This is a genomic window from Streptacidiphilus sp. EB103A, assembly GCF_041261405.1.
In the GTDB taxonomy this organism is placed as follows: Bacteria; Actinomycetota; Actinomycetes; order Streptomycetales; family Streptomycetaceae; genus Streptacidiphilus.
In genome coordinates this window covers 304,924-316,316 of sequence record NZ_JBGCAQ010000005.1, presented here as the reverse complement: position 1 = coordinate 316,316, position 11,393 = coordinate 304,924, and the positions used below count along the sequence as shown (strand labels likewise).

Annotated in this window: 11 protein-coding genes; 6 read left to right on the top strand and 5 right to left on the bottom strand. The window is 71.4% G+C overall.

Annotation, left to right across the window (positions count from 1 at the left end; translation table 11 throughout):
- Positions 1 to 65 precede the first annotated feature (65 nt).
- Positions 66 to 1,292 (top strand): low temperature requirement protein A, encoded by a 1,227-nt coding sequence (locus ABH941_RS10635; RefSeq protein WP_370128521.1) that lies wholly within the window; start codon positions 66 to 68, stop codon positions 1,290 to 1,292.
- 246 nt (positions 1,293 to 1,538) lie between these two features.
- Here ABH941_RS10635 and ABH941_RS10630 read toward each other — a convergent pair whose 3' ends face one another.
- A complete protein-coding gene (locus tag ABH941_RS10630; protein ID WP_143600460.1) occupies positions 1,539 to 2,189 on the bottom strand; it encodes a response regulator transcription factor in 651 nt (216 codons plus the stop codon).
- Positions 2,177 to 3,424 carry a sensor histidine kinase gene (locus ABH941_RS10625; protein ID WP_370128519.1) on the bottom strand — a complete coding sequence of 416 codons (1,248 nt, stop codon included), beginning with the start codon at positions 3,422 to 3,424 and terminating at the stop codon, positions 2,177 to 2,179. The genes ABH941_RS10630 and ABH941_RS10625 overlap by 13 nt, the downstream gene beginning before the upstream one ends.
- Positions 3,425 to 3,637: 213 nt before the next feature.
- Here ABH941_RS10625 and ABH941_RS10620 point away from each other — a divergent pair, with 213 nt between their 5' ends.
- From ABH941_RS10620 to ABH941_RS10605, 4 genes are all read left to right on the top strand, one after another.
- Positions 3,638 to 4,363, top strand: a complete 726-nt coding sequence (locus ABH941_RS10620; RefSeq protein ID WP_370128516.1) for a class I SAM-dependent methyltransferase — start codon at positions 3,638 to 3,640, stop codon at positions 4,361 to 4,363.
- Positions 4,364 to 4,484: 121 nt separating this feature from the next.
- A complete protein-coding gene (locus ABH941_RS10615; RefSeq protein WP_370128514.1) occupies positions 4,485 to 5,405 on the top strand; it encodes a helix-turn-helix transcriptional regulator in 921 nt (306 codons plus the stop codon).
- A gap of 11 nt (positions 5,406 to 5,416) precedes the next feature.
- Positions 5,417 to 5,839, top strand: a complete 423-nt coding sequence (locus ABH941_RS10610) for an organic hydroperoxide resistance protein (protein ID WP_370128512.1) — start codon at positions 5,417 to 5,419, stop codon at positions 5,837 to 5,839.
- Between the two features lie 447 nt (positions 5,840 to 6,286).
- On the top strand, positions 6,287 to 6,832 hold the full coding sequence (locus ABH941_RS10605; protein WP_370128510.1) for an AAA family ATPase: 546 nt from the start codon (positions 6,287 to 6,289) through the stop codon (positions 6,830 to 6,832).
- 61 nt (positions 6,833 to 6,893) lie between these two features.
- Here ABH941_RS10605 and ABH941_RS10600 read toward each other — a convergent pair whose 3' ends face one another.
- Together ABH941_RS10600 and ABH941_RS10595 are read right to left on the bottom strand one after the other, a co-directional pair.
- Positions 6,894 to 7,448, bottom strand: a complete 555-nt coding sequence (locus ABH941_RS10600) for an XRE family transcriptional regulator (RefSeq protein ID WP_370128508.1) — start codon at positions 7,446 to 7,448, stop codon at positions 6,894 to 6,896.
- A gap of 9 nt (positions 7,449 to 7,457) precedes the next feature.
- Complete coding sequence (locus ABH941_RS10595; RefSeq protein ID WP_370128506.1) at positions 7,458 to 9,488, bottom strand: transcriptional regulator; 2,031 nt, start codon at positions 9,486 to 9,488, stop codon at positions 7,458 to 7,460.
- Between the two features lie 96 nt (positions 9,489 to 9,584).
- Between ABH941_RS10595 and mug the strand changes: the two genes are divergently transcribed.
- On the top strand, positions 9,585 to 10,172 hold the full coding sequence (gene mug / locus ABH941_RS10590) for a G/U mismatch-specific DNA glycosylase (protein ID WP_370128699.1): 588 nt from the start codon (positions 9,585 to 9,587) through the stop codon (positions 10,170 to 10,172).
- Between the two features lie 36 nt (positions 10,173 to 10,208).
- Here mug and ABH941_RS10585 read toward each other — a convergent pair whose 3' ends face one another.
- Positions 10,209 to 11,390 (bottom strand): transglycosylase family protein, encoded by a 1,182-nt coding sequence (locus ABH941_RS10585; RefSeq protein WP_370128504.1) that lies wholly within the window; start codon positions 11,388 to 11,390, stop codon positions 10,209 to 10,211.
- Positions 11,391 to 11,393 lie beyond the last annotated feature (3 nt).

Below are 11,393 nucleotides of genomic sequence, written 5' to 3'. Positions count from 1 at the left end.
GACAGCACGGCACGCCTGCGGGCCGCATCCGGGGCCCACATCCGTTGGCGCTCTACGCTGCGGGCATGACCTCACAACAGGCCCGGTGGGCCCGGCTTCGCCGGCAGCTGTGGCAGCCCCCGCGCGCCCATGGCGAGCAGCCGCGCGAGCGGGTGGTCGGCCCGCTCGAACTGTTCTACGACCTGGTCGTGGTCGTGCTGGTGGCCCAGGCCGCCCACCACCTGGCCGGGCACCTGACCTGGCGCGGGCTGGGCGAGTTCGCCGCGGTGTTCTCGCTGGTGTGGATCGCCTGGCTGAACGGCAGCCTGCACCACGAACTGCACGGGCACGAGGACGCCCGCGGCCGGAGCATGTTCCTGCTGCAGATCCTGGTACTGGTCCCGCTGGGGGCGTTCATCCCCGAGGCGGGCGGCGCACACGGAGCCGCGTTCGCCGTGGACGCGGGGGTGCTGTTCGCCATCCTCGCCATGCTGTGGCTGCTGGCCGCACGCGGGGACAGCGCCGAATTCCGCCGTCCCAGCAGGCTGTTCGTGACCGGGACGGCGATCTGCGCGGTCGTCCTGGCCGCGAGCGCCGCGCTGCCCGCGGGGCCGCGCGTGCTGACGTGGGGTCTGCTGGCCGTGGCCTACCTGGCGGGGTTCACCGTCGTGGTCGGTACCGCCATGCCGGCCCAGGCGGTCGCCCTCAGTGTGACCGACGCGCTGACCGAACGGTTCGGCCTGTTCATCATCATCGTGCTCGGTGAGACCGTGACCGGAGTGGTCGACGGACTGGCCCACGAACCGACCAACGCGCTCACCCTCGCCGTCGGACTGATCGCCGTCGTCGTCGGCTTCGGCGCCTGGTGGACCTACTTCGACTTCGCCGGGCACCGGCAGCCCAAGCCCACCCGGGCGGCCACCGTGCAGTGGATGCTGGTCCACCTGCCGCTCACGGCCGCGGTGGGCGCCATGGGCGCCGCGATGGTCGACCTCGTCGAACAGGCCCACGACAGCCGGACCCCCGCCGACACCGCCTGGGTACTCGGCGGGGGCGCGGCCGTCGTACTCTGCGCGACGATGGCACTGGCGACCACCCTGCCGACCTGGCACCAGGACCGCAGGCTCTACCGCCCCCTGGCCCGCACCTGCGTCGCCGCAGCCGTCGTAGCCGTGACAGTCAGCGCGGCACGCCCGTCCCCGCTCGTCCTCGGCCTCGTCCTCGTCCTGGCCTTCGCCGTCCCCTGGACACTCGCCGTGGCCATCCGCCTGTCCGACGACGAAACAGAACCCGTCTCCAGCACTGATGCCTGAGTCACCGCCCCCGGCGGAACCCGCCGATGCTCGGGAGCCGCCAACCAGCGCTGACCTCGTCGAAGTTCCAGCGTGCTGGCTCCAGCAGCCGCCAACGCGGGACCTCCTGGGCGCACACACCAGATACGCAGGGCGGTTCCCACCACCTCGATCGTTGCTGCACCCTCATGCCTCAGCCGGTCTCTCCGGATCCAGCACCGCTCGCACCAACCTCACTCTGCGTGGCCGCAATGAACGGATGGAGGGTCAGGCCCGGGACGCTCCGAGGAACCGCAGCACGGCCAGGACGCGGCGGTGGTCCGCGTCGACCACGGGCAGGTCAAGCTTGGCGAAGATGTTGTTGATGTGCTTCGCCACGGCGCTCTCGCTGACCACCAGCGCCTGCGCGATGCCGGCATTGGAGCGCCCCTCGGCCATCAGACCGAGCACCTCCCGTTCGCGGGGGGTCAGCCGCGCGAGCGGGTCGCTGTCGCGCCGTAGCAGCAACTGGGCGACGACCTGCGGGTCCAGGGCCGTGCCCCCGTCCGCCACTCGCCGGACCGCCGCCACGAAGTCGGCGACATCGGCAACCCGCTGCTTGAGCAGGTAGCCCACACCGCTGGTGTTCGCAGACAGCAGGTCAGCCGCGTACCGCTCCTCCACGTACTGCGAAAGCAGCACCACCGGCGTCCCCGGCCAGCGCCGACGGATCTCCATCGCCGCCCGCACCCCCTCGTCGGTGAAGCCGGGCGGCATCCGGACGTCGATCAAGGCGAGTTCGGGCCGGTGCTCCGCCACTGCCGCCAACAACCCCTCCGCGTCGCCGGCTTCCGCGGCGACCTGAAACCCGCCCATCTCCAGCACCTTGATCAGGCCGACCCGCAACAACACCGAATCCTCGGCGATCACCGCGCGCACGGCAGCTCCACGGTGATGGTGGTGGGCCCGCCAACGGGGCTGCTGACGTGGAAGGCCCCGTCGAGGGAGCCGACCCGCTTGGCCAGCCCGGTCAGCCCCGTACCGGCGGCGGCGTCGGCACCGCCCAGCCCGTCGTCGGTAACGCGCACGCGCAGCGCCTCGCCGACCTGACGGACTATCACCTCTGCACGCATCGCGTTGGCGTGCTTCGTTGCATTGGTCAGCGCCTCAGAGATCACGAAGTACGCGACTGCCTCCACGTTGGGCGCCACCCGCTCCTCCAGATCGACCCGCAGCCGCACCGGCAGGGGCGTGCGGGCAGCCAGCCCGGACAACGCCGCGTCCAGACCTCGGTCTTCGAGCACGGCCGGGTGCAGCCCCCGCACCAGGTCATTGAGTTCGGCGATCGCCTCCTTCGCCTCCAGGTGCGCTCTCGCGATCACCTCGCGGGCATCACTCGGCAGGTCCGGGCGGGTGGCAATGGCCAGCCCCAGGTTGACCGCGAGAGACACCAACCGCTGCTGGGTGCCGTCGTGCAGGTCGCGCTCGATCCGGCGGCGCTCCGCGTCGACGGCCTCGATCAAGTCGGTCCGGCTCACGGCCAGCTGATCGACCCGCTCCTGGAGCCGCTGCGCCCGGCTGGGCCCGAGCAGGCCCAACGCCAGCCGCGCCTCGGCCCGGGCGACTGCCCGCGCGGTCCAGGGCAGGGCGCACAGGAGCAGGAGTCCAGCCGCTGTGTAAGCCGGCAGCTGGGTCAGGTAGCCGAACCAGTCCCGGCGGATTCCGGTTGGCAGCGCCCATGACCAGGCGCAGGCGATGACGCCCGCCAGGCACGCCGCTGCCACCGCGAGCACCAGCAGTTCCAGCAGCGCGAGCAGCGGGCCCAGCAGGAGGTGGTAGCCGATCTTGCGCCAAGGCCGCGTCGCCGCGAGCCACCGGGCGGTCGAGGCCCACGTCCATTGTTCCGGCGCGGTGGGGGTGAGCCGGGGGACGTCCACACCGATGAGCACCCGGTAGCGGGCCCGCTGAACGGCCGTCAGCACCGGGGTGCCGAGCAGGACCAGGGCGGCCGAGATGGAAACCGTAAGGAGCCAGTTCCCCGTCCTGGCGGTGGTCGTCGCCGCCCAGGCCCACACGGGCACCAGCGCCAGGTGCGGCAGCACACCAGCGGCAAGAAAGCCGCTGTCCCGCCGCGCCCGGAGGACCGTGCGTCTCAGTCCAGCTGGAATCGTCATGGCACGACGCTAGGGCACCGCAGCAGGCCGGTGCCATGAAACCTGTACCCGATCCCACGGTGAACCCAGTCGTCATCAAGTTCTTCGTGGCAACCCATACGGGCCGGTGACGGGAACGAACGGGACAGCGGACACACTCAGCCGACGAGCCGACGACCGAACGGTTCCGAAAGGCACCACGAGCCAGAGCACCTGAGCCGTACCGTCAGACACATGGCTGAGGAGATCTTCGAGCACCCTCGGCTGGCGGCGATCTACGACCCGCTCGATCCGGATCGCAGCGACCTCCACACCTATCTGGACCTCGCCCGGCACATCGATGCGAGACACGTGCTGGACATCGGCTGCGGCACCGGCGTCTTCGCGCTCCTGTTGGCTGATCGCGGCATCGAGGTCGTCGGTGTCGATCCCGCTCGGGCCTCCATCGAGGTGGCCCGGAGCAAGCCGGGCAGTGATCGGGTCCGCTGGATCTGCGGTGACGCAACAGCCCTACCACCGCTGCAGGTGGACCTCGTCACCATGACGGCAAACGTCGCCCAGGCCATCGTCGCTCCATGCGCCTGGCAGCGAACACTCGAGGGGGCTTACGAAGCCCTGCGGCCCGGCGGACATCTGGTGTTCGAGACCCGAAATCCGGCCAAGCGCGCCTGGGAGACCTGGAACCGCACGGCTTCGCACAGGGTGACCGAGATCCCGGGCGTCGGCGCAGTCGAGAGCTGGGTCGAACTGGTCGAGGTGAACAAGCCCCTGGTGACGTACCGCTGGAACTACGTCTTCGCTGCGGACGGGCAACAGTTCACTTCCGATTCAACCCTGAGGTTCCGAGAGCGCCAGGAGATCGAGGCGGACCTGACGGCGCGGGGATATGTGATGCACGAGGTCCGTGACGCACCCGATCGTCCGGGCAAGGAGTTCGTCTTCGTCGTCCAACGGCCCTGACCCTCACGATGGCGCTCGGACCACCCCGACGAAACAGAACCCGATTCCTGAGAACCGTCCGGACCTGCCTGGCACTGGCAGGGGCAGGCACGCGCAGCCGCCGCTGCCCATACTCGAGTCCATGAAGAGCAAGTCGCAGTTGGGGCGGTTCCTGAGGACCCGTCGGGCGCTGCTGAAGCCGTCGGACGTCGGGCTGCAGGAGTTCGACGAGCGGCGGCGGGTGCCGGGTCTGCGCCGGGACGAGCTTGCCCGGTTGGCGGGCGTGAGCGAGTCGTACTACACGCGATTGGAGCAGGGACTTTCACTCAATGCCTCGGTGGAGGTGCTGGATGCGCTCGCCCGCGCACTTCGCCTGGACCGGACCGAGCACCGGCACCTGTACGACCTCGCCGGTGTCGGACGGCTGGGCGGCAAGGACCGTGCCCGCAGGGCGCCGGCGCCCGAGCGCATCGCCGAGCCGACCCGGCGGCTGATCGACGCCTTCGGGGACACCCCGGTGATCGTGCTCGGCCGCCGCAGCGACGTACTGGCGTGGAATCGCACCGGGCACGCGCTCTTCGCCGGACACCTCGACCCGAGCAGCCCGGACGACCCGGCCCGGCGTCCGAACACCGCGCGACTGGTCTTCCGGGACGCCCACACCCGCGAGCTCTACGAGGACTGGCCGAAGAAGGCCAGGGACGCGGTGGGGCGACTGCGGCTGGCCGTCGGCCGGTACCCGGACGATCCGCTGCTGGCCGCGCTGATCGGCGAACTGGTGATGCACAGCCCGGAGTTCACCGACCTGTGGTCCGAACACCGGGTCCGGGCCTGGGACCTGGCGGCCTACCGGATGCGGCATCCGCTGGTCGGGCCGATGGACGTCACCCAGCAGGCCATGCCGGTCCCGGACGGACAGGGACAGCGACTCGTCGCGGTCACCGCCGCGGCGGGATCGGCCTCGCAGGCCGCCCTGACCCTGCTCGCCCAGGCCGCCACCCCGGACGGGCACCCCCGTCCGGCCCCCGACAACCTGACGACCGTCATTTCCGAACACCTGTGATTGGAGACACCATGTCCACGCTCTACACCACCGAAGCCCTCTCGACCGGCGACGGCCGCAACGGAGAGGTCCGCACCATCGACGGGGTGCTCGACGAACTCCTCGCCGTCCCGAAGGAGATGGGCGGCCCCGGCGGCGACCGCACCAACCCCGAGCAGCTCTTCGCCGCCGGCTACGCCGCCTGCTTCCACAACGGCATGCGCCTGATAGCGGGTCAGCAGAAGCTGAAGCTGGGCGAGTCGACCGTCCGGTCCACGGTGAGCCTGGTCACCCTGGACGACGGGGGCTTCTCCCTCGAGGTCGCCCTGTCAGCCCACCTGCCCGGCCTCGACCAGGCCACGGCCGACCAGTTGGTGCAGACCACGCACCTGGTGTGCCCGTACTCCAACGCCACCCGGGGGAACATCCCGGTCGCCCTCGAAGCGACCGTCTGATTCCGGGCTGAACTCCGCACCCCTCGCGGTCGGCCAACAGGTCGCCCGCGAGGCTGTGCCTGAACGCTTCAGCTGGCGAGTTGAGCGCGTCGGTCAGTGGCGATGGTCGGGCGCGGCGCGACCGTCTCTGTCTCAGGAATCAGGGCGCAGATCACCGCCGACGCTGTCGGCTACAGTGGAGGCATGTGCTGCTGCGCTGCCATGACTACCCGTACCGCCGCTTAGCGGCGGTACCGAGGCTGCGGTAACCGCAGCCTCATCCCCCTGCCCCGGTCGGGGGCAGTGCCAGGACGTACCGCCGGATCAGTGTCCTGCCGGCAGTCACTCGCGTATTCCCGTGCTGCCGGGTCATCCTGCCTGATCAGGGGATTCATGTCTCAGTCGCAGCGTTCCGGTTCACCGTGCGAAGAACCCCTCCCATGCCCGTCCGCAGCCGGACCCGTCGTCATGCAGGACCCGCGTGTCGCCACCCTGGTCCTGATGGTCGGGCTCCCCGCAGCGGGGAAAACCACCCGGGCCAGAGAACTCGCTGCAACGCACCGAGCGCTGCGGCTGACCCCGGATCACTGGATGATCCCGCTGTTCGGGGACTCGATGGCCGACGGCAAGCGCTGGGTGCTCGAGGGCCGACTCATCTCGCTCGCCCTTCAGGCGCTGAGACTGGGGACCAGCGTCGTGCTCGACTACGGGCTCTGGGGCCGCGACGAACGGTCGGCACTGCGCTGGCTGGCCCGGTCGGCCGGGGCAGCATGCCAGGTGGTCTACCTACCCGTGGACAAAGACGTCCAGCTCGTCCGCATCGCACACCGCCAGGAAACGACACCGCACCAGACGTTTCCGATGAGCGAGGCCGACGTGGACGCGTGGCGGGAGCAGTTCCAGGTACCCGACACCGCCGAACTCGACGGCGGCGAGATCCCGCCCCCGCCAACCGGATGGCCGGGCTGGACGGAATGGGCAGTAGCCCACTGGCCCTCATGCACCGACGGCTAACCCGACCGTTCTCACGCCGTTCGTGCCGGCCAGCGGAGCCGCTGGCGTATGACGGCCCGCGTCAGTACGAAAGGTCCAGGTAGTCGATGGTGTTGAGGTCGACGACCAGGCCCTGGGCGCGGCGGCCGCGGTCCTTGAAGTACATCTCCTGGAGGCCCTGGGCGACGATCGCGGCCAGTTGCTGTTCGGTGGCGCCGGACGCGTGGGCGTCGAAGAGCTGCTGGGCGTAGGCCGGGGGGAGGTGTTCGGTGATGCGGCGCAGCCGGGGGTCGTCGGTGGAGCCGGGGGCGGCGGTGAAGCCGAAGCGGGCGCGGGTCTCAACGGTGATGCCGCCGGTGTCGACCGCGCGCTTGACGGCACGCTTGCGGATCAGGGGCTGCCAGCGCCGCTTCACTTCAGCGTCGATCTTGGCAGCGATAGCCTGCGGCGGATGCCTGCGGGTTCCCTTGAGGTAGCGCTCGACGGAGCGCTGGGAGACTCCCAGCAGTTGGGCCGTGGCCCTGGTGGTGCCGAGTTGCTTGACCAGGTAGCCGACCCGCGCCGCGGTGGAGACCGGCGGCTTCCGGGTGAAGGTGTCCTCGGCCGCGCGCTCCAGGCTGTCGCCGATCGTTCCCATGGCGGTGTCCTACTCCCCGCCAGCGGCGGCGTCGGTGCCCTTGATGTGCCGGGCCGGATTGTGCGCCTGGTCCAGGAGTTGGGCCGCCCAGAGGAAGGTCTGGGTGCCCTCGTGCTTGACCATCCCCGGGCTCACCCCGAGCCGGAATCCGCCCGGCAGCGGCTTGCCGGTGGCCGGGTCGTACGGCAGCACGTCCAGCGGCGACGGCCCCGGGGAGGGATAGACCGCGCAGTCGGAGAGCACCGCGACCGGGTACAGGTCGGCCTTGGTGGCCAGCGCCAGCATCTTGCGGTGCATGTTGATCCGCGCGGCCGAGATCACCGCGGCGCGGATGTCGGGACGCCAGGTGGGACGCTCCAGTGCCGGCCAGCGCTCACCTGGCCGGTGCCGGGCGCCCTGGGGGCGCTCGCGCAGCTTGCCGATGCCGCCCTTGACGGTGGCTTTGATCGCGGACAGCACCGCGGCCCGCCCGGGGTCGCGCTGCTTGTGCTGCTCCATCGCGGCCAGGAACTCGGCGGGCGTCATCGCCGAAGTGACCCCCAGCTCGGCCATGGTGGCCAGGTAGGCGTCCCGCAGCCGCTGGTACCAGGGATCCAGGTAGGGGCCGTGCTCCGGGCGCAGCCAGCCCTCCAACGGCCTTACGCTGTACCCGAGTTCGACTGCGTAGGCAACGGTCGGGGTGGCGTACCAGGCCGGGCCCTGCGGCTGCTCGCCGTCCGGCGTGAAGGGGTTGGGCAGCCGCGGGTCGAAGGAGACGTGGGAGAGGTCGACGAACCAGGACCCGGGCAACGTCTTGTCGAATGCGGGCTGATGGACGTGGACCGGGGCGCCCAGGCCGACGTTGAGCCGGTTCGCGGCGGCAGCGAAGGCCATGTTGACGTCCACACCCACCGCCCAGGGCAGCTCGCACTCGGCGTCGGTGAGCAGTTCCGGATCACGGATCCACTCGTAGGCCTCCTCGTCGAGTACCTCGCCCTCGGCCCGGCCGACCGCGACCGGGTGCTCGTCGGGGGCCTCCGGCGGGGCCGGGTCGACCGCGACCGCGAGCGAGCCGGGGACCGGGCCGGACTGCCAGACGCCGTCCTCGCCGCGCACCGCACGGGTGGGCGGGCGCAGCGCGGACATCAGCTCCAAGCCGGAGACAGCGGTGGAGCCGCGCGGCGTGATCACCCGGGTCGCGTACTCGCCCAGCACCTGGGCGAGTTCGGGCGGCGGCAGGGTCGCGGCGTCGTTCCAGGCGCGGGTGTCCAGTGCCTCCCAGGGCAGTACCGCGAGTTGGACGCAGTGGCGCCGGCCGCCCTCGGCCGGGCGGTAGATCCGGGCCCAGGGGCCGAACCCACGCTTCGTCAACTGCCACTTGGCCTTGGTCAGTTGCTTGATGACGGGGTGGTTGTCGGGGAGCCGCAGGCCGCGCCGGTCCGCGAGTTCCAGCGGCAGCCCGAGGGATTCGGCGGCCGCTGCGGTGAGGACGACCAGGGGGTCGCCGTCCCGGCCGGAGCGGTGCAGTCGGGGCGAGCCGATCTGAGCCTGCGTCAGAGTCCAGTCCACCAGCGCGGGAAGAGTACGGGCCGGGCAGTCCAGGACCAGGCCGCCGATGCCGTAGGCGGTCCCGTCGCCGTCCAGGACCAGGAGCGGGCCGTTGGCGAAGCGGCGCTCGGCCTGCTCGTCGGAGAGCGGCACCGGGGCGGGGCGGGAGCCGCGCGACTCGGACCGCGCGGGCGGCGCCGGGACGGGAACGGGCGCGGGCACCTTCTCAGCCGCAGCCTCACCCTCGGCCTCGCCGGGGAAGCGCTGCGCGAGGCCCTCCAGCAGGCGGCGGTACGCCTCCCGCTTGGCACCCGACGGCTCGCTGCGGCCCTCCTCCCATGCCTGCACCGAGGCCGGCCGGGTTCTCAGTGCCTGGGCGACCGCCGCCTCGGTGAGCCCGGCGGCCCGCCGCAGCCGCACCCGCTCTTCCGGGACCGGCAGGACCTGGCCCGACTGCACCGCGGCCAGCAGCGCGTCGACGCCCGCGAACAGCGGGTCCGGCTGGTCGGGCATGGTGCGGGCTCTCCTTCGAACGACGGCCTGGCGGCGTCCCTGGATGCTAACGCAGCGGAGGGGCCGTTCAACGGACCGCCGGTCGCAGCGGGCAGACTGTCGTTCGTGAAGCCCACAGCAGAGCAGCTCGCCGCCGCCCCCGACCTGACCATCCCCGATGTGATCGCTCCCGGACTGCGGGTGCTGTTCTGCGGTATCAACCCCGGGCTGTGGTCCGGGGCCACCGGCCACCACTTCGCGCGCCCCGGCAACCGCTTCTGGCCCGCGCTGCACCTCAGCGGGTTCACCCCGCGCCGGCTGCAGCCGGAGGAGCAGCAGGAACTGCTGGGTTTCGGCCTGGGCATCACCAATGTCGTCGCCCGGACCACCGCCAAGGCCGACGAGCTGACCGCCGAGGAGTACCGGGAGGGCGGGGTGGCGCTACGCGAACGGGTGGAGCGGCTGCGCCCGCAGGCGCTAGCCGTGCTGGGCATCGGCGCCTACCGGGTGGCGTTCGACGCGCCCCGAGCCGCGGTCGGCCCGCAGTCCTCCGCCCTCGGCGGGACGGCGGTGTGGGTCCTGCCCAATCCCAGCGGCCTCAACGCCCACTACACCCTGGACGCCATCGCCGAGCGCTTCCGCGAGCTGCGGCTCAGCCTGGACGGAACTCCCTCAGGGGCGCGGCCGGACCGGCCGCGCCCCTGACGGGTGGAGATGATGTCGCGTCAGCTGGTCAACAGGTCAGCTGATGCGGCCCGCGAAGGCGGGGGCCCAGTTGCTGATGGTGTCCGTCTTCACGCCGGAGCTCGGGTTGGCGGCCTCGACGTACTCGCCGTTGCCGACGTACATCGCCACGTGGTAGGCGCCGGACGCGGTGCCGTCGCTGGACCAGAACAGCAGGTCGCCGACCTGGAGCGAGTCCAGGGAGACCCGGGTGCTGGCGGTGGCCTGCTCCTCGCTGGTGCGCGGAGCGGAGATGCCGGCCTTGGCCAGGGCGGCCTGGACCAGGCCGGAGCAGTCCCAGCCCGCGTCGCTGGTGCCGCCGTAGACGTAGGACTCGCCGACCTTCGACAGCGCGAAGGCGGCGGCCGCGGCCATGCCGCTGCTGGAGCTGGTCGAGGTGCTGCTCGCGGTGGTGGTACTGGAGCTGGAGCCGCTGCTGGACGTGGTGGCCGAGGCGTCGGTGGCCGTCGAGTCCGAGCTGCTGCTGGAGGAGGTCGAGCCCGAGGCGCTGCCCAGGGTCAGCTTCTGGCCCGGGTAGATCACGTTGGGGCCCGAGGTGAGCACGGAGCGGTTCAGCGCGTAGAGGCGCTGCCAGCCGCCGGAGACGTGCTCCTTGGTCGCGATCGTCGACAGCCAGTCGCCCGCGGCCACGGTGTAGCTGCCGCTGCTCGCGGTGGACGAGGAGGACGTGTCCGAGGAGGAGGACGAGTCCGAGGAGCTGGACGTGTCCGAGGACGAGCTGCTGGAGGAGGTCGAGGAGGAGCTCGAAGAGGAGCCGGCGGAGGACGAGGTGTTCACCGAGGCGGCCGCGCCGCCCTGGGTGAGACCGGCCTGCGGCCCGCAGACCGGCCAGGCGGACGGGCCCTGCGAGGCCAGGACCTTCTCCGCGACCGCGATCTGCTGGTCCTTGGTGGCCTGGTCGGCGGTGGCGGCGTACTGGGTGCCGCCGTAGGCGGCCCAGGTGGACGCCGAGAACTGCAGGCCACCGTAGTAGCCGTTGCCGGTGTTGATGCTCCAGTTGCCGGTGCTCTCGCACTGCGCCACGGCGTCCCAGGTGGAGACGCTGGCGGCGGAGGCACTGCCGGCGGTGACGAGCGGGACGGTGAGGCCGACGCCGGCCAGTCCGGCCGAGGCGATGAGGCGCTGGGCGGTGGTGCGTCGGGGCTTCGGAGCGCGGTGACGCCCGTGGACGGACAGCATGAA